The organism is Variovorax flavidus (assembly GCF_030317145.1).
GTDB lineage: Bacteria > Pseudomonadota > Gammaproteobacteria > Burkholderiales > Burkholderiaceae_C > Variovorax > Variovorax flavidus.
Genome location: NZ_JASZYE010000005.1, coordinates 185,553 through 201,457 on the forward strand (window position 1 = coordinate 185,553; position 15,905 = coordinate 201,457).

General features: G+C 67.2%; 19 protein-coding genes. 10 read left to right on the top strand and 9 right to left on the bottom strand.

The features are described from left to right. Nucleotide 1 precedes the first annotated feature (1 nt). From dhaK (QTH90_RS22620) to QTH90_RS22655, 8 genes are read right to left on the bottom strand one after another with little or no spacing between them, the layout of a single operon-like run. Nucleotides 2-985, bottom strand: coding sequence for a dihydroxyacetone kinase subunit DhaK (gene dhaK / locus QTH90_RS22620; RefSeq protein WP_286666818.1), 984 nt, complete (start codon nt 983-985; stop codon nt 2-4). Beyond that, the gene (gene dhaL / locus QTH90_RS22625; protein WP_286666819.1) at nt 982-1,614 is read right to left on the bottom strand and encodes a dihydroxyacetone kinase subunit DhaL; all 633 of its coding nucleotides are present in this window, start codon (nt 1,612-1,614) and stop codon (nt 982-984) included. The genes dhaK (QTH90_RS22620) and dhaL overlap by 4 nt, the downstream gene beginning before the upstream one ends. Then, entirely contained in the window at nt 1,611-2,624 is a 1,014-nt protein-coding gene (locus QTH90_RS22630) for an ABC transporter ATP-binding protein (protein WP_286666820.1), read from the bottom strand. Before QTH90_RS22630 ends, dhaL begins: the two co-directional genes overlap by 4 nt. After that, nucleotides 2,611-3,723 (bottom strand): ABC transporter ATP-binding protein, encoded by a 1,113-nt coding sequence (locus QTH90_RS22635; RefSeq protein ID WP_286666821.1) that lies wholly within the window; start codon nt 3,721-3,723, stop codon nt 2,611-2,613. The genes QTH90_RS22630 and QTH90_RS22635 overlap by 14 nt, the downstream gene beginning before the upstream one ends. Nucleotides 3,724-3,732: 9 nt before the next feature. After that, nucleotides 3,733-3,912, bottom strand: a complete 180-nt coding sequence (locus QTH90_RS22640) for a hypothetical protein (protein WP_286666822.1) — start codon at nt 3,910-3,912, stop codon at nt 3,733-3,735. After that, nucleotides 3,909-4,856 (bottom strand): carbohydrate ABC transporter permease, encoded by a 948-nt coding sequence (locus QTH90_RS22645; RefSeq protein WP_286666823.1) that lies wholly within the window; start codon nt 4,854-4,856, stop codon nt 3,909-3,911. Before QTH90_RS22645 ends, QTH90_RS22640 begins: the two co-directional genes overlap by 4 nt. After that, nucleotides 4,853-5,812: a carbohydrate ABC transporter permease gene (locus QTH90_RS22650; RefSeq protein WP_286666824.1), complete on the bottom strand. Its 960-nt coding sequence runs from the start codon at nt 5,810-5,812 to the stop codon at nt 4,853-4,855. Before QTH90_RS22650 ends, QTH90_RS22645 begins: the two co-directional genes overlap by 4 nt. A gap of 16 nt (nt 5,813-5,828) precedes the next feature. Then, a complete protein-coding gene (locus QTH90_RS22655; protein ID WP_286666825.1) occupies nt 5,829-7,166 on the bottom strand; it encodes an ABC transporter substrate-binding protein in 1,338 nt (445 codons plus the stop codon). A gap of 278 nt (nt 7,167-7,444) precedes the next feature. Between QTH90_RS22655 and QTH90_RS22660 the strand changes: the two genes are divergently transcribed. The 10 genes from QTH90_RS22660 to QTH90_RS22705 all read left to right on the top strand — a co-directional run bounded on the left by QTH90_RS22660 (nt 7,445) and on the right by QTH90_RS22705 (nt 15,104). After that, nucleotides 7,445-8,476 (top strand): LacI family DNA-binding transcriptional regulator, encoded by a 1,032-nt coding sequence (locus tag QTH90_RS22660; protein ID WP_286666826.1) that lies wholly within the window; start codon nt 7,445-7,447, stop codon nt 8,474-8,476. Between the two features lie 61 nt (nt 8,477-8,537). Continuing rightward, a complete protein-coding gene (dhaK, locus tag QTH90_RS22665) occupies nt 8,538-9,524 on the top strand; it encodes a dihydroxyacetone kinase subunit DhaK (protein WP_286666827.1) in 987 nt (328 codons plus the stop codon). A gap of 98 nt (nt 9,525-9,622) precedes the next feature. Beyond that, nucleotides 9,623-10,378, top strand: coding sequence for a FadR/GntR family transcriptional regulator (locus QTH90_RS22670; protein ID WP_286666828.1), 756 nt, complete (start codon nt 9,623-9,625; stop codon nt 10,376-10,378). Beyond that, the gene (locus tag QTH90_RS22675) at nt 10,375-11,055 is read left to right on the top strand and encodes an amino acid ABC transporter permease (RefSeq protein WP_286666829.1); all 681 of its coding nucleotides are present in this window, start codon (nt 10,375-10,377) and stop codon (nt 11,053-11,055) included. Before QTH90_RS22670 ends, QTH90_RS22675 begins: the two co-directional genes overlap by 4 nt. Then, a complete protein-coding gene (locus QTH90_RS22680; RefSeq protein WP_286666830.1) occupies nt 11,055-11,756 on the top strand; it encodes an amino acid ABC transporter permease in 702 nt (233 codons plus the stop codon). Before QTH90_RS22675 ends, QTH90_RS22680 begins: the two co-directional genes overlap by 1 nt. Further along, the gene (locus QTH90_RS22685) at nt 11,731-12,492 is read left to right on the top strand and encodes an amino acid ABC transporter ATP-binding protein (RefSeq protein WP_286666832.1); all 762 of its coding nucleotides are present in this window, start codon (nt 11,731-11,733) and stop codon (nt 12,490-12,492) included. The genes QTH90_RS22680 and QTH90_RS22685 overlap by 26 nt, the downstream gene beginning before the upstream one ends. Nucleotides 12,493-12,529: 37 nt before the next feature. Then, nucleotides 12,530-13,321, top strand: coding sequence for a transporter substrate-binding domain-containing protein (locus QTH90_RS22690; RefSeq protein ID WP_286666833.1), 792 nt, complete (start codon nt 12,530-12,532; stop codon nt 13,319-13,321). 26 nt (nt 13,322-13,347) lie between these two features. Beyond that, the gene (rpiB, locus tag QTH90_RS22695) at nt 13,348-13,797 is read left to right on the top strand and encodes a ribose 5-phosphate isomerase B (RefSeq protein ID WP_286567847.1); all 450 of its coding nucleotides are present in this window, start codon (nt 13,348-13,350) and stop codon (nt 13,795-13,797) included. 17 nt (nt 13,798-13,814) lie between these two features. Continuing rightward, on the top strand, nt 13,815-14,753 hold the full coding sequence (gene rbsK / locus QTH90_RS22700; RefSeq protein ID WP_286666834.1) for a ribokinase: 939 nt from the start codon (nt 13,815-13,817) through the stop codon (nt 14,751-14,753). 60 nt (nt 14,754-14,813) lie between these two features. After that, nucleotides 14,814-15,104: a GYD domain-containing protein gene (locus tag QTH90_RS22705; protein ID WP_286666835.1), complete on the top strand. Its 291-nt coding sequence runs from the start codon at nt 14,814-14,816 to the stop codon at nt 15,102-15,104. Between the two features lie 5 nt (nt 15,105-15,109). Here QTH90_RS22705 and QTH90_RS22710 read toward each other — a convergent pair whose 3' ends face one another. Next, nucleotides 15,110-15,877, bottom strand: coding sequence for a class I SAM-dependent methyltransferase (locus QTH90_RS22710; RefSeq protein WP_286666836.1), 768 nt, complete (start codon nt 15,875-15,877; stop codon nt 15,110-15,112). Between the last annotated feature and the right edge of the window lie 28 nt (nt 15,878-15,905).

Here is a 15,905-nt window from a genome sequence, read left to right on the forward strand (position 1 = left end):
GCTACCAGCGCAAGGCCGCCGTGTGCACCGGCGCGTCCCACAGGGCCTTGAGCTCGTCATCGAGCAGCGTCACGGTCAGCGATGCGCCCGCCATGTCGAGCGAGGTCGTGTAGTTGCCGACCAGCGAGCGCACCGGCACGAGCCCATCGGCCTTCAGGCGCGTGCTGGCTGCGTGGTGCAGCAGGTAGAGCTCCATCAGCGGCGTGCCGCCGAAGCCGTTGACGTGCAGCAGCACTTCACACCCTGCCTTGGGCTTCAGGTCGCCGAGGATCGCATCCATCAGCAGCCGCACGATCTCGTTGGCCGGCATGTGCACCGCGCGCCGCCGGCCCGGCTCGCCGTGGATGCCGACACCGATCTCGATCTCGTCCGGCCCGATGTCGAAGGTCGGCCGTCCCGCCGCAGGCACCGTGCAGCTCGTGAAGGCGACGCCCATCGAGGCGGTCGCCGCGTTCACGCGATCGCCGAGCGACTTGCATTCGGCCAACGTCGCGCCCTGCTCCGCTGCGGCGCCGACAGCCTTCTCGACCACCAGCGTGCCGGCCACGCCGCGCCGCCCGGTGGTGTGGGTGGAGTTTTCCACCGCGACGTCGTCGTTGACGAGCACGGTCGCGTTGTCGATCTCCAGCATCTCGCTCGCCATCTGGAAGTTCATGCCGTCGCCGGCGTAGTTCTTCACGATGAACAGCACGCCCTTGCCCGCATCGGTGGCGGCCGCTGCGGCCAGCATCTGGTCGGGCGTCGGGCTGGTGAAGACCTGGCCAGGACAGGCCGCGTCGAGCATGCCCCGGCCGACGAAGCCGGCATGCAGCGGCTCGTGGCCCGAGCCTCCACCCGAGATCAATGCGACCTTGTTCGTCGCGGCTTCGCGCCGCGCGACGAAGGTCGGTTCGAACTCGACGCGCAGCAACTGCGGGTGCGCCTCCACCATGCCGCCGAGCGACTCGCGCAGCATGGTGTCCACGTCGTTGACGAATTTCTTCATGCGGTCTCCTTGAGCGTTTCGCACACGGCGGTGATGGCGACTTCGCAGGTTTTCGAGCCGGGGTCGATGTGGCCCAGCGCGCGTTCGCCGAGGAAGGACGCGCGCCCCTTGGTGGCCGTCATGTCGCGCGTGGCGAGCATGTTGCGGTGCGCCTCGGCCGTGACCTGCTCGCAGATCTCAGGCAGCGGCGCGCCCTCGTCGGCCAGCCTCTGCAGCATCCGCGACACGGGGATCAGCACATCGAGCATCGTCTTCTCGCCCAGGTCGGCCTTGCCGCGGCTCTTGATGGCTTCCACGCCCGCCACGAAGGCAGTCGCGAACTGCCGGCGATCGGGCTCCGCGTCACCGTTCAGGCTCTTGCCCATCGCGATGAAGAAGCTCGATATCAGCGGGCCGGACGCGCCGCCGATGGTCGACAGCAGCTTGATGCCGATCTTGCCGAAGGCCGCTGCGGGCGGCAGCGGCGCCAGCTCGTCGCGTATCGCCATCACAACGTCGCAGCCTCGGCGCACGTTGATGAAGTGGTCTCCGTCGCCGATGGCGCGGTCCAGCGATTCGATCTGGCTTTCATTGGCGAGGATCGACGCTTGAACCGCCTCCAGCGCCCCGATGATGTGTTGCGTGTTCATGGCATTCCAATGCGGCGACCGGCCGCGTCGAAGAAGAGACAGTGCTCGGCCGGAAAGCCGAAGCGCGCTTGCGAACCCGGTGCGAGCGGCTCGTCGAGCATCACGCGCGCATGCACCTCCACGCCCTGCCGCTCGGCCACGAGCTGGTGCTTGACGAGCGAGCACTCGATGACCTGGAAGCCCGGCGCCTCACCGTCGGGCGACAGGCGCACGTCCTCCGGGCGGATCGCGACATGCGCCGTGCCGACGGGCGCACGCCCGTCGAACCACTGCGCGGGCAGCACGTTGATGGCCGGCGAACCCAGGCGCTGCGCCACCGGCAGCGTGCGCGGATCGCCGTAGACCTCCAGCGGCGTCCCCACCTGCTGCAGCACGCCGCGCTCCAGGATGCCGATGCGGTCCGCCATGGTGGTGGCTTCCACGTGGTCGTGCGTCACGTAGATCACGGTCGCGCCGGTGCTGCGCTGCAGGCGCCGCAGCTCGACGCGAAGCTCTTCGCGCAGCTGGGCATCGAGGGAAGACAGCGGCTCGTCCATCAGGAAGACCCGGGGACGCCGCACCAGCGCGCGGCCGATCGCCACCCGCTGCATCTCGCCACCGGAGAGTTCGGTGGCACGGCGTGCGAGCTTGCCCTCGATGTGCAGCATCGCCGCCACTTCCTCCACGCGGCGCTTCACCTCGGCCGGCTCGCTGCGCCGCAGCGGCGAGCGCAACGGGAACGCCAGGTTGTCGAACACCGAAAGGTGCGGATACAGGGAGTACTGCTGGAACACGAAGGCACAGTCGCGGCTCGCCGGCAGGCTGTCGGTGATGTCGCGGCCGTCCATGCGGATGCGCCCCGCATCGGGCCGTTCCAGCCCGGCGATGAGCCGCAGCGTGGTGGTCTTGCCCGCGCCGCTCGGCCCGAGCAGCACGAGGAATTCGCCATCGGCGACGGCGACGTTGAGGTCCGAGACCGCCTTGACCTCGCCGAAGGAACGGCTGATGCCCGCGAGTTCAATGCTGGCCATGGCGCTTCGCCTCCAGGTGCAGGCGCGTCGTCGCGCTGGGGAGCAGTTGTTCGCTGGCGACGTCGAAGAGCACCAGCCGGTCGGCGTTGAAACCGATGGCGACGCGGTCGCCGGGCACCGGGCGCTGCGCCTTGTCGATCACCGCCTTGAGCACGCCGGCAGCGGTCGCGAGATCGGCGACCCAGTGCGATCCGAAGTACTCCACGTGCCGCACCTCGGCAGGCAGCCCTCCGCCTTCCACGCCCACGCTGACATGCTCAGGCCGCACGCCGAGCACCGCAGCGGCAGAGTCGGCTTCGATACGCGGCACGTCGACGGCGGCGCCTGCCAGCGACACCGACGCATCGCCCCTGCGCACCGCGCCCGCAACCGGCACGAAGTTCATCGGCGGCCGGCCGATGAAGCGCGCCACGAACATGCAACTCGGAAAGTTGTAAATCGCGCCGGGCTCGTCGGCCTGGAGGATCTCGCCCTGGTTCATCACCACGATGTGATCGGCCAGCGCCATCGCCTCGTTCTGGTCGTGCGTGACGAAGACGGTGGTGGTCTTCAGGCGTTCATGCAGCTTGCGCAATTCCACGCACATCAGCTCGCGGAACTCGGCATCGAGCGTGCCCAGCGGCTCGTCCATCAGGAAAGCCTGCGGCTGGCGCACGATGGCGCGGCCGAGCGCAACGCGCTGCCGGTCCCCACCCGAGAGCCCACCGACGCGCGAGCCGAGCAAATGCTCGATGCGCAGGATCGACGCCGCGTCCGCCACGCGCCGATCGATCTCGGCGCGCTTCAGGCCCTCGTTGCGCAGCGGAAATTCCAGGTTGCCGCGCACGCCCAGGTGCGGGTAGAGCGCGAAGAGCTGGAACACCATCGCGATGTCGCGCTCGCGCGGTCGCAGGTAGGTCACGTCTTGTCCCGCGAGCGTGATCGAGCCCGAGGTCGGGAATTCGAGGCCCGCCAGCATGCGCAGCGTGGTCGTCTTGCCGCAGCCCGAAGGGCCGAGCAGCACGACGAACTTGCCGTCCTCCAGCGTCAGCGTCGAATCGCGCACCGCGACGAAGTCGCTGAAGCGCTTGTGCAGTTTCTCGATGCGGATCTCGGCCATGCTGTTCTCTCAGGGCAGCTTGCCCGCGACGGTGTAGCCCGCCACCCCCGCGAGCAGCACGGCGAAGGAGTAGCTGTAGATATCCAGCGACCAGGGCTGCATCAGCATGAGCAGCCCGAGGCCGATGAGCACCATGCTGGCCGGCTCCCAGCGCGAGCGGCGCAGCCAGTTCCTTGTCGACGGCTTCATTTGCGGATCGCTCCGAAGGTGATGCCGCGCAGCAGGTGCTTGCGCAGCAGGATGGTGAAGACCAGCACCGGCAGCAGGAACAGCGTGGTGCCCGCCGCCATCGCCGGCCAGTCGAGCCCGCCCTCGCCGATGATGGTCGGGATGAAGGGCGGCGAGGTCTGCGCCGTGCCGCTGGTGAGCAGCAGCGCGAAGGCGTATTCGTTCCACGCGAAGATCAGGCAGAAGATGGCGGTCGTCGCGATGCCCGTGGCCGCCTGCGGCAGCACCACCTTGATGAAGGCCTGGAAGCGCGTGTAGCCATCGACCATCGCGGCCTCCTCGTACTCGCGCGGGATCTCGTCCATGAAGCCCTTGAGCAGCCACACCGCGAGCGAGAGATTCACGACCGTGTAGAGCAGGATCAAGCCGAGGTGCGTGTCGGAGAACCCGACCGCGCGGTACATCAGGTAGATCGGTATCGCCACCGCGATGGGCGGCATCATCCGAGTCGAGAGGATGAAGAACAGCAGGTCGTCCTTGCCCGGCACCCTGAAGCGCGAGAAGGCATAGGCGGCCAGCGTGCCCAGCACGACCGAGAGCAGGGTCGAGCCGAAGCCGATCAGCACCGAGTTCAGGTAGCGATCCGAGAAGCGCGACGGTCCTGCAAGAATCATCTGCTGCTCGCGCACCAGCCCTTCGTACCAGGTCGCGGGCGGTGGAAGGGCCGCAAGCTCCTGCGAACTGACGCGCGAACGCGTGGTGAAGAGGTTGACGTAGCCGATCAGCGAAGGCTGCGTGATGACCCGGGGCGGATAGGCGATCGAATCCTGCGGCGTGCGGAAGCTCGTCATGAGGATCCACACCAGCGGGATCAGCGAAATCAGCGCGTAGGCGACGACGACAAAACCCGCAAAGGTCTTCGCACGCGGCGTCGGGTCCAGCGGCGAGTGAACGGTGTTCTTCATCTCTGCTTCACCCGGTCGAGGAATCGCACCGTCACGAGCGAGAGCCCGTAGATCGACACGAAGAGGATGATGGCCAGCGCCGAGCTGTAGCCCGTGCGCCATTTCTCGAAGGCCTCGCGCTTGAGCTTGATCGACGCGAGTTCGGTGACCGAGCCCGGCCCGCCGTTGGTGAGCTGGTCCACGAGGTCGAACATCTTGAAGTTCTCGATCACGCGAAACAGCACGGCCAGGATGATGAAGGGCATCACCATCGGCAGCGTGATGCGCCAGAACTTGGTCCATTCGCTCGCGCGGTCGATCTCGGCGGCCTCGTAGAGAAAGGGCGGAATGGAGCGCAACCCGGCCAGCAGCAACAGCATCACGTAGGGCGTCCACATCCAGGTATCGACCAGCACGATGGCCCAGGGCGAAAGCGTCGTATCGCCCAGCATCGTGAAGCTCCCCGCCAGCCCGAAGGGCGCGCGGAAGAAGTTGACGATGTAGTTGAAGATGCCGTACTGCGGCTCGAAGAAGTACTTCCAGAAGGTTCCGACCACGGCCGGCGCCAGCATCATCGGCAGCAGGATCGCGGTGCTCCAGAAGCTGTGCGTGCGAAAGCGCCGGTTCAGCATCAGCGCGAGCCCGAAGCCCAGCAGGAGCTGCAGCGTGATCGACCAGGTCAGGAAATGCGCGGTGGCGCGCATGTTCTCCCAGATCGATTCGTCGTTGAGCACCCGCGAGTAGTTGCTGATGCCGACCCACAGCACGTCCGCGCCCGGCCGGTTGGCGCGGAAGTTGGTGAAGGACAGCCAGATCGTCCAGATCAGCGGAAAGATGTTGAACGCCAGCAGCAGCAGGATCGTCGGGCCGACGAAGAGCCATGCCAGCGCGCGGTCGGAGAGGCCCTGGCCGGGGAGCCGGCGGCTCTCGCTCTCCGCACCGCGCATCACGGTGTTGTCGACGTGGACGAATGACATGGGACGGCGCCGCGGATCAAGGCTTGATCTTTCCGTCTTCCCTGAACACTTCGGTCCAGTCCTTGAGCAGGCCGTCGAGCGCTTCCTGCGGCGTGCCCTTGCCGGCGACCACGTAGTCATGCGTTCGCTTCTGCATCGCTAGCAGCAGTTGCGCGTAGCTCGGTTCCTGCCAGAAGTCCTTGACGATCTTCATCGAGTCGAGGAACACCGGCGCGTACGAAGTGCTCTTGTCGAAGCCCGGCTTGGAGAGCACCGCGTTGTGGCACGAGAAGCCCCCGGCGTCCCACCACTTCTGCTGCACTGCAGGCTGCGCGAACCACTTGATGTAGTCGAGCGCCAGGTCCTTCTTGTCCGAGTACTTCACGACCGAGATGCCCTGCCCGCCCAGTTGCGCAGCGGCGATCTTGGCCTTGGGCATGGTGAAGAAGCCGGTCTTGTCGCCGCCCACGTTCGGGTCCTTGGCGATGCCTGGGAAGAAGGCGATGAAGTTCATCTGCATCGCGACCTGGCCCGACTTGTAGGAGTCGAGGTCTTCGGTCATGTAGGCGTTGGAATGCCCGGGCGGCGTACAGCAGTCGAAGAGTTCCTTGTAGAACTTGAGTCCGGCCACGGCCTCCGGCCCGTTGATGTAGCCCTTCATGTCGTACGGCTTCTTGGGGTTGTCGTACTGCATGCCGTAGGCGTACATGGTGTTCGTGACGCCCATGGTGATGCCTTCGGAGCCGCGCTCGGTGTAGATCGCGGCGCCGTAGACCTTCTTGCCGTCGATGGTGCGGTTCTGGAAGAACTGGCCGATCTGCTTCAGCTCGTCCCAGGTCGTGGGCGGCGCGAGTTCGCGGTTGTACTTGGCCTTGAACTCGGCCTGCAGCTCGGGCTTGGCGAACCAGTCCTTGCGGTAGGTGAAGGCCACCGCGTCGCCCATCGCGGGCAACGCCCAGTAGTTCTTCGTGCCCTTGGGCCAGGTCGAATAGCCCTCGACGGTGGCTGGCATGAAGTCGCTCATCTTGATGCCGTTCTTGTCGAAGAACTCGTTGAGCTGGATGTAGTGGCCTTCGGTGGCGGCGGAGCCGATCCACTGGCTGTCGCCGATCAGCAGGTCGCACAGCTTGCCCTTGGAGTTGAGCTCATTGAGCATGCGCTGCGCGAAGTTGGGCCAGGGCACGAACTCGTATTTCATCTGCACGCCGGTCTGCGCGGTGAAGTCCTTGGATAGTTCGACCAGCGCGTTGGCCGGGTCCCACGCGGCCCAGCACAGCGTGAGCTGCTTGGCCTGGGCCTGCGCCGCACCCGAAGCCAGGGCCAGCGCCGCGACGAGCGCAGTGCCGACAGTCGATCGCTTGTTCAACCACTTCATTTGCTCATCTCCTGTGTGTGAGGACAGACGGCTCGCGCCGCGAAGAGGGATGCGCCATTCGTCGGTGCGGCGCCTACCGGCCTGCGCCCGCTCACCCCTCGGCGACAGCGGTTCGGCTTGATGGAAGAATAAAAAGCGCAATAAATAAATCAATCAATGCAAACCCTATGCATCAGGCATCGAGCCATTGGCACACCGCTGGTGCGGGATAGCCCGAGGAGGAGGCGTCACGGACTTCGGCGACACTGCTGATTGATTTATTGAGGCTCTTTCCAGGTTTGGCTACTTCCGTCACCATCACCCAGATCGCCGAGACGGCCGGCGTCAGCACCGCCACCGTCGACCGCGTGCTGAACAACCGTCCCGGCGTCAATCCCGCCACCGTGCAGCGCGTGCGCGAGGCGATGAAGGGCCTCGGCGCCACCGCGCCGATGCGCGGACGCCCGCGCTCCACCGACAGCTACCGCTTCGCCTTCGTGCTGCCGTCCACGCGACGCGGCTTCTTCGATCTGGTGGACCGCGTCATCGCCCAGGCGGCCGGCGATTTCCGCCATCAGCACATCACCGAAGTCACGCGCCGCCTGCCGGCCACCGAGCCGACGGCTTTCGCCGATGAACTGGCACGCCTCTCGGACATGGACGGCATCGCGCTGCTCGCGCCCGACACCCCCGCGGTGAAGCTTGCCGTCAACGAACTGGTGCGCTCCGGCGTGCACGTCGTCACCCTGTTCTCGGACGTCGCGGGCTCCATGCGCGAGACCTTCATCGGTGCGGACAACCGCGCCGCCGGCCGCACCGCCGGCCTGCTGCTCGGGCGCGAGGCACCGGCCGGCCAGGGCCATTGCGCCCTGCTCTCGCCCGCCACGCGCTATGCGGCAGAGATCGATCGCGGCATCGGCTTCGCACAGGTGCTGGAGGAGCGTTTCGCCGGCGCGAAGCTGCTGCGCGTGGACGACATGCCCGAGTCGGAAGACGAGGCCTACCGGCGTGCCCGCGAGGCGCTCGATCCGCTGGCGACGGGCGGCCGCCTCACGGCGGTCTACAACGTCGGCCCCGGCAGCCACGGCGTGCACCGCGCGCTGGCCGAACACGGCTACGACGCATCGCTCGGCATGGTGGCGCACGACTTGCTGGATGTGCACCGGTCGATGCTGATCTCCGGCGCACTGAGCTTCGTGCTGCACCAGGACGTGCACTACGCGGTCACCACCGCGGCGCGCGTGCTGCGCGCCCTGTGCGAAGGCGTGCGCGGCGCGCTGGCGGTCAGCAACCCGAGGGTCGACATCCTGACTGCGGAGAACCTCGCATGACAGCCGTGCGCCACGGCCTCACGATGCCTCACCCTGGACGAGCTTCCTTCGAGGACACACGATGAAGAAATTCATCAACTATGTCGACGACGCCATCGTCGAAAGCCTGTCGGGCCTGGCTTCGGCGCATGCGGACCTGCTGCGCGTCGAGTTCGACCCGACCTTCGTGTCGCGGCGCGTGCCCAAGCGCGACGCGGTCGCCGTCGTGTCCGGCGGCGGCTCCGGCCATGAGCCGCTGCACACCGGCTACGTGGGTCTCGGCATGCTCGATGCCGCCTGTCCGGGCCAGGTGTTCACCTCGCCCACGCCCGACCAGTGGCTGGCCGCGGCGCACCGCGTGAACGCTGGCCGTGGCGTGCTCTTCATCGTCAAGAACTACGCGGGCGACCGCCTCAACTTCCAGATGGCGAGCGACATGCTGGTCGACCTCGACCACCTGATGGTGGTGGTCGACGACGACGTCGCCATCGAGCATTCGATGCATGCCAGCGGCCGCCGCGGCGTGGCCGGCACGATGATCGTCGAGAAGATCGTCGGCGCCGCCGCCGAGGCCGGCGCGGACCTGTTCGACTGCAAGGCGCTCGGCGACCGCATCAACAGCGGCACGGCATCGATGGGCGTGGCGTTCAACAGCTGCATCGTGCCGGCCTCGGGCGTGGCGACCTTCGAGATCGGCGAGCAGGAAATGGAGCTGGGCGTGGGCATCCACGGCGAGCCCGGCCGGCAGCGCATGCCTTTCGCGCCTGCGGCGGGCATCGTCGACCTGCTGCTCGACCCGATCCTCAAGGACTTGTCGCTCGCGCGCGGCCGCGAGGTGCTGCTGCTGGTCAACGGACTCGGCGGCACGCCCCTGATGGAGCTTTACCTGCTGCACCACCACGCGCGCCAGCGGCTCGCGGAAGAAGGGCTGGACGTGGTGCGCACGCTGGTCGGCAACTACACGACCTCACTGGAAATGGCCGGTGCTTCGCTCACCGTGACCGCGATGGACGACGAAGCCAAGCGCCTGTGGGATGCACCCGTGCACACCACCGCCTTGCGCTGGTAGGCCCCCGGCTAAGGGTTGTCACCTAGAGGACATTCCCCGATGCCTTCTGGTTTGCCCACTGGTAAAACCACGGCATGACAACAAGGCCTCCACAACCCTTGATCACGCGAACGCCCGAAGCCGAAGGAACCGGCTTCTCCAAGGTGTTCGCCTTCCTGCGCGACCGGCTTCTCGAAGGGAGCATCCGCTCGGGAGACCGCCTGATCCCCGAGCGCGAACTGGCGCTGCAACTGGGCGTGAGCCGCCCCATCGTGCGCGAGGCGCTGCGGGCGCTCGCGATGCTGGGCGTGGTCGAGATCCGCGAGCGCGTGGGCACTGTCGTGCGCAAGCCCGACGTGTCGGTACTCGGCGACTTCTTCGCCTTCTCGATGGCGCAGCAGGCGGACATCGTCGACGACGTCATGCAGGCCCGCATCGCGATCGAGGTGCAGGCCATCCGCCTGGCATGCCGGCACGCGACGACGTCGGACCTCGAACGCATCGCCGCGGCGGTCGACCACATCGAGGCCACCGTCCACGACTCCGACGAAGGCAGCCGCGCCGACTACGAGTTCCACACGGCCCTGGTGCGCGCCAGCCGGTCCGAGACGCTGATGCAGCTCTACGCCGCGATGTCGACATTGCTGATGCGCTCCCACCATGAACGCCGTGACGTGGTCGGAGGCGACCCCGCGGTCAAGCAATACCTGGTCGAGGACCACGCGCGCATCTTCCAGGCACTGGTCTCGCGCGACGAGGACCGTGCCGACCAGGTGCTGCGCAAGCACTTCAGCATCGGCGACGAATACCGCCGCAATGCCGCGGCCGAACCCGCAACCCGCGGCCGCCCGCCTGCACGCAAGGAACCGGCGTGAGCAACCTGGACTTCGGGGTCGTCCTCGAGCGCTGGCCCCTGTTCGTCGAAGGCGCCTGGCTCACCGTTCAACTGGCGCTGGTCGCAACGCTCGCCGGCTTCGCCATCGGCACACTCTGCGCCGTCGGCCGCAGGGGCCGCAACGCCACGGTGGCACGCATCTGCGGCGCCTACGTGGAACTGATCCGCAACACCCCGCTGCTGGTGCAGATCTTCCTCGTCTACTTCGGTCTGTCGAGCCTGGGCCTGTCGCTGTCCGCTTTCACGGTGGCGGTCATCGCGCTGGCCGTCAATGCCGGCGCCTACGCGACGGAGATCATGCGGGCCGGCTTCGACTCGGTGAACCGCAGCCAGATCGAGGCCGCCGAGTGCCTCGCCCTGTCGCGCATCCAGGTCTACTGGCATGTCGTGCTGCTGCCGGCCATGGAGCGCGTCTACCCGGCACTGACCAGCCAGTTCGTGCTGCTGATGCTCGCCTCCTCCATCTGCTCGCAGATCTCGGTCGAGGAACTCACCGCCGTCGCCAACCACGTGCAGTCCGACACCTACCGGCCGCTGGAGACCTTCGTCATCATCGGCGCGGGCTACATCCTGCTGTCGCTGCTCATGCGGCTCGGCTTCTGGGGCGTGGGCGCCCTGCTGTTTCCGCGCCGTCGCAGGCTGGGCACCGCGCTGTGATGACCGCCACCGCCTTCAACGCCAATCACCTCGGGTTCCTGCTGCAGGGCGCCATGTGGACGCTGGTCCTCTCCCTCATCGCCTTCGTCGGCGGCGGCATCTGCGCCTTCGTCGTCGCGCTGGCGCGGGTTTCGCCGCGCCGGTCGGTGCGCGTGGGGATGGGCCTGTGGGTGCAGCTCGTGCAGGGCTCGCCGCTGCTGGTGATCATGTTCCTCGCCTACTTCGGCCTGCCGACCCTGGGCATCAAGGTGTCGGCACTGGCCGCAGCCGGCGCATCGCTCACGATCTACGTGTCGGCCTACCTCGGCGAGATCTGGCGTGCCGCGATTCAGGCGGTGCCGCGTCCGCAGTGGGAAGCCGCCGAGTGCCTCGCCCTGAGCCGGACCCAGCGCATGGTCAAGGTCGTGCTGCCGCAGGCCGTGCGGCTGGCAACGCCGCCCACGGTCGGCTTCATGGTGCAGATCATCAAGAACACCTCGCTCGCCTCGGTGGTGGGATTCGTCGAACTCGCCCGCTCGGGGCAGATCATCAACAACTCGATCTTCGAGCCCTTCATCGTGTACCTCGTGATCGCGGCGCTCTACTTCGCGCTGTGCTATCCGCTGTCGGTCTGGAGCCGCCGGCTCGAACGCCGCGCCGGCCCCGCTTCGGCCGCGCCGACTTCACTGTCTTCCCATGAACCCATCCTCACGCAACCCTGATGGCGCCTCGGCGCCGGTCGTTCGCCTGCGCGACGTCCACAAGAGCTTCGGCGCACTCAAGGTGCTCGAAGGCGTCGGCTTCGAGGTCGACCGCGGGCAGGTCACGGCCATCATCGGCCGCAGCGGCTCGGGCAAGAGCACGGCGCTGCGCTGCATCGACCGGCTCGAACGCATCGACAGCGGCGAGATCGTCGTCTGCGGCCACCGCGTCGACGCGCCGGACATCGACCTCAAGGCGCTGCGGCTCGACGTCGGCATCGTCTTCCAGAGCTACAACCTCTTTCCGCACCTGACGATCGAACAGAACATCACGCTCGCGCCCCGCTCGGCCAAGGGCATCTCCAAGAGCGAGGCGCGCGCCATCGCGCACGAGGTGCTCGCCAAGGTCGGCCTCGCGGACAAGGCGGCCAGCTATCCCGAGCAGTTGTCGGGCGGCCAGCAGCAGCGCGTCGCGATCGCCCGCTCGCTGGCGATGCAGCCCAAGGTGATGCTGTTCGACGAAGTGACCTCCGCCCTCGACCCCGAACTCACCGGCGAAGTCCTGCGCGTCATCGAGGACCTCGCGGCCGGCGGCATGACCATGGTCATGGTCACCCATGAGATGGCCTTCGCGCGCAAGGTCGCGGACCAGATCCTCTTCATGAATCGCGGCAGGGTCTGGGAGCGTGGCGGCCCGGAGATCCTGTCATCACCCCAAACCGCCGAGCTTCGGCAGTTCGTAGCCAGCGAGCTCTGAAGGCTCGCACCCCACCCAAGACCCTGGAGACAAACCGATGAAGACCCCCCGTTCCCTGCTCACACTGCTCGCTGCAGCCTGCCTGACCTTCGCCGGCGCCGCCCACGCGGACCTGCTCGACGACGTCATGAAGGCCAAGAAGATCCGCATCGCCACCGACTTCTCGATCCCGCCGTCGGGCATGCTCGACAAGGACCTCAAGCCGACCGGCTCCGATGTCGAGACCGCGCAGCTCCTGGCGAAGGACTGGGGCCTGGAGCTGGAGTTCGTGCAGACCACCGGCGCGACGCGCATCCCGAACCTGCAGACCGGCAAGGCCGACATCGTGATCTCGACGCTCTCCGTGACGCCGGAACGCCAGAAGGTCATCGACTTCTCGAAGCCCTACGCCGCGCTGGTATCGATGATCGGCGCCCGTAAGGATCTCCCGATCAAGGACTGGGCGGACATGAAGGGCAAGTCCGTCACCGTGACGCGCGGCACCACGCAGGACACCGAGCTCACCGCCATGGCGAAGGACAAGGACTTCAAGGTCGTGCGCTATGACGACGACGCGACGATGGTCACCGCCGGCGTCAGCGGCCAGGCCGACATCGTCTCCACTTCGGTGACGATCATGAACCAGATCACCGCGAAGAACCCGCAACGCCCCTTCGAGCAGAAGATCGTCCTGCGCAACCTCGACCTCGCCGTCGGCGTGAAGAAGGGCGAAGACCGCATGGTCGCCAAGCTCAACGAATGGGTGGCAGCCAACCTGAAGAACGGCAAGCTCAACGCCATCTACAAGAAGTTCCACGGCAGCGACCTGCCGGCGGCCATGATCAACTGACCCACCACTACTGAAGAAAGAATTCCATGCGTCTCGTCATCGGATCGGACCACGCCGGCTGGGCGCTCAAGGGCGCCATCGTCGACCACATCCAGAAGCTCGGCCACGAGGTCGTCGACGTCGGCAGCCATGACGACCAGCCGGTCGACTTCCCGGATGTGGCGCGCGCCGTGGCGGCGAAGATCGTCGCCGGCGAAGTCGAGCGCGGCATCATGGTGTGCGGCACCGGTGTCGGCGCGTCGATCGCGGCCAACAAGATGAAGGGCATCCGCGCCGCCGTCTGCCATGACGTGCACTCGGCCCACCAGTCGGTGGAGCACGACGACGTCAACGTGATGTGCATCGGCGCGCAGATCGTCGGCCCGTGGCTGGCAGCGGACCTGATCACCTCCTACCTGCAGGCGCGCTTCGCCATCGAGGACGAGGACTTCCGCCGCCGCGTGGAAAAGCTCCACGCGATGGACGCCGAGGCTTGAGTCGGGGAGCAGCGCCCATGCCCGAGATCGTCGTGTTCGGCAGCCTCAACATGGACCTCGTGGTCCGTGTGCCGCGCGTGCCGGGCGCGGGCGAGACCCTGCAGGCCCACTCGTTCATGAACAACCCGGGCGGCAAGGGCGCGAACCAGGCGGTGGCCTGTGCGCGCCAGGGCGCCCGGGTGGCGATGGTCGGCCGGGTCGGCGACGATGCCTTCGGGCTCTCGCTGAAGGCATCGCTGGTTGGCGATGGCGTCGAGGTCGAACACGTTGCGCTGGCTGAAGCGTCGACCGGCGTGGCGTTGATCATGGTCGACGACAGCGCCCAGAACCGCATCGCTCTGATCCCCGGCGCCAATGCCTTCGTGGGCGCCGAGGACACGCAGCGCCTGCAGAGCGATCTGGCAACGGCGCGTCTGCTGCTGTTGCAGCTCGAAGTTCCCATGCAGGCCGTCGTGGATGCGGCGGAGCTTGCGCATTCGCGCGGCTGCACGGTCGTGATGAACCCCGCGCCGGCCGAAGCGCTCCCGGACCCGCTGTGGAAGCTCGTGGACATCCTCGTCCTGAACGAAACAGAGGCGTCGATGCTGAGCGGCATCGCGGTTCACGACCGGGACGGTGCCGCCCGCGCAGCCGACGCATTGCGCGGCCGGGGACCGGCCCACGTGATCCTGACGATGGGCAGCGACGGCGTGATGGCCTGCGACGCAGTCGGCTGTCGCCACTTCGATGCATTGAAGGTGAAGGCCATCGACACCACCGCGGCCGGCGACACCTTCATCGGCGCCTTGTGCGCCGCGCTCGCCAGAGGCGTAGCGATCGACGACGGCATCGCGCTGGGCATCCAGGCCGCAGCGGTGTGCGTCACGCGCGCAGGCGCGCAGGCGTCGATCCCCCGTCTCGAAGACCTGTCGGCGCTGCCGGCCGTGGGGTGTCCCACCGTTGTGACGTTCGCCTGAATCGATGCGGAGGACTAGACTTTTGCCCCCGGCTTTCCAGGCCGCAACGAGGGGTACAGCATGTCCACCTTCATTTCTCTCCTCAACTTCACTGACCAGGGCATCCGCAACGTGAAGGAGTCGCCCAACCGGGCAGAGGCATTCAAGGGACTCGCGAGCAAGCTGGGCCTGGCCGTCAAGAGCATTCACTGGACATCCGGCGCCTATGACATGGTGGTCATCACCGAAGGCGGCGACGAGGCGACGATGGCCGCGCTGCTCAGCGTCGGCTCGCTCGGCAACGTCCGCTCGCAGACGCTGCGGGCCTACTCCGCCGACGAGATCAGGAAGATCATCACCCTGATGCCCTGAACGGCTCAGGCCGGCTTGACGGCCGTGTACTCGGAGAAGATGCCGAGTTCGACGTGCCGCTTGACGTCCTCGAAACCGGCGGCGCGCAGCGCGCTCATGACCGATTCCGGCGGAATGCAGGCCTCGATCGTGTCCCAGTAGTAGCGCCACAGCTCGGAAGTGTCGTGGCGCCGCGCCACGGCCTTGGCGATCAACGGCACGACGCTGCGCATGTAGGCCTTGAGCACGGCGGTGCCCACGCGTCCGGCCGGCTTGGTGATCTCGAGTACCACCAGGCGACCGCCCGGACGCAGCACGCGGTGGAACTCCGCGAAGGCCGCATGCACGTCGGCAATATGGCGCAACGCATAGCCCATGCTCACGAAGTCGCTGCTGGCGTCGGGCCGCGGCAGCGCTTCGGCCCGCCCGCGGACGAGTTCGACGTCGGGCAACGCGACCTCGCCCATCATTCCGGGGCTCGGGTCGACGCCGACCAGACGGCCGGACGGACCGATGAGCGTCAGCGCCTCGCGCGCGACCAGCCCGGTGCCGATGCCCACATCGACCACTCGCGCGCCGGTCGCAAGGCCTGCGCGCCGCAGCGCCGAGCGCCGGTACCACGGGCCGGAGCCCAGCGCGAGCACGCGTTCGATGCGGTTGTAGTCGGGTGCCGTCTCGTCGAAGATCCGGCGCAGGAAGCTCTCATGCTCCGCTTCGTTGCCGTAGTAGTCGGGCAGCGGCGTGTGAGGGGCCAGTACCTCGGGCGGCGTGATAGGCGAGCGGGTGTCCTGCATCGCAGCGATTATGACGGTCTCCCCCGGC

Bases quoted from the DNA above. Each gene is read 5' to 3' on its own strand.
- QTH90_RS22655 (WP_286666825.1), bottom strand. From the start codon at position 7,166: ATGAAGTGGTTGAACAAGCGATCGACTGTCGGCACTGCGCTCGTCGCG.
- QTH90_RS22705 (WP_286666835.1), top strand. From the start codon at position 14,814: ATGTCCACCTTCATTTCTCTCCTCAACTTCACTGACCAGGGCATCCGC.
- QTH90_RS22680 (WP_286666830.1), top strand. From the start codon at position 11,055: ATGACCGCCACCGCCTTCAACGCCAATCACCTCGGGTTCCTGCTGCAG.
- QTH90_RS22645 (WP_286666823.1), bottom strand. From the start codon at position 4,856: ATGAAGAACACCGTTCACTCGCCGCTGGACCCGACGCCGCGTGCGAAG.
- QTH90_RS22630 (WP_286666820.1), bottom strand. From the start codon at position 2,624: ATGGCCAGCATTGAACTCGCGGGCATCAGCCGTTCCTTCGGCGAGGTC.
- dhaL (WP_286666819.1), bottom strand. From the start codon at position 1,614: ATGAACACGCAACACATCATCGGGGCGCTGGAGGCGGTTCAAGCGTCG.
- QTH90_RS22640 (WP_286666822.1), bottom strand. From the start codon at position 3,912: ATGAAGCCGTCGACAAGGAACTGGCTGCGCCGCTCGCGCTGGGAGCCG.
- dhaK (WP_286666827.1), top strand. From the start codon at position 8,538: ATGAAGAAATTCATCAACTATGTCGACGACGCCATCGTCGAAAGCCTG.
- dhaK (WP_286666818.1), bottom strand. From the start codon at position 985: ATGAAGAAATTCGTCAACGACGTGGACACCATGCTGCGCGAGTCGCTC.
- rpiB (WP_286567847.1), top strand. From the start codon at position 13,348: ATGCGTCTCGTCATCGGATCGGACCACGCCGGCTGGGCGCTCAAGGGC.
- QTH90_RS22635 (WP_286666821.1), bottom strand. From the start codon at position 3,723: ATGGCCGAGATCCGCATCGAGAAACTGCACAAGCGCTTCAGCGACTTC.
- QTH90_RS22685 (WP_286666832.1), top strand. From the start codon at position 11,731: ATGAACCCATCCTCACGCAACCCTGATGGCGCCTCGGCGCCGGTCGTT.
- QTH90_RS22710 (WP_286666836.1), bottom strand. From the start codon at position 15,877: ATGCAGGACACCCGCTCGCCTATCACGCCGCCCGAGGTACTGGCCCCT.
- QTH90_RS22690 (WP_286666833.1), top strand. From the start codon at position 12,530: ATGAAGACCCCCCGTTCCCTGCTCACACTGCTCGCTGCAGCCTGCCTG.
- QTH90_RS22650 (WP_286666824.1), bottom strand. From the start codon at position 5,812: ATGTCATTCGTCCACGTCGACAACACCGTGATGCGCGGTGCGGAGAGC.
- rbsK (WP_286666834.1), top strand. From the start codon at position 13,815: ATGCCCGAGATCGTCGTGTTCGGCAGCCTCAACATGGACCTCGTGGTC.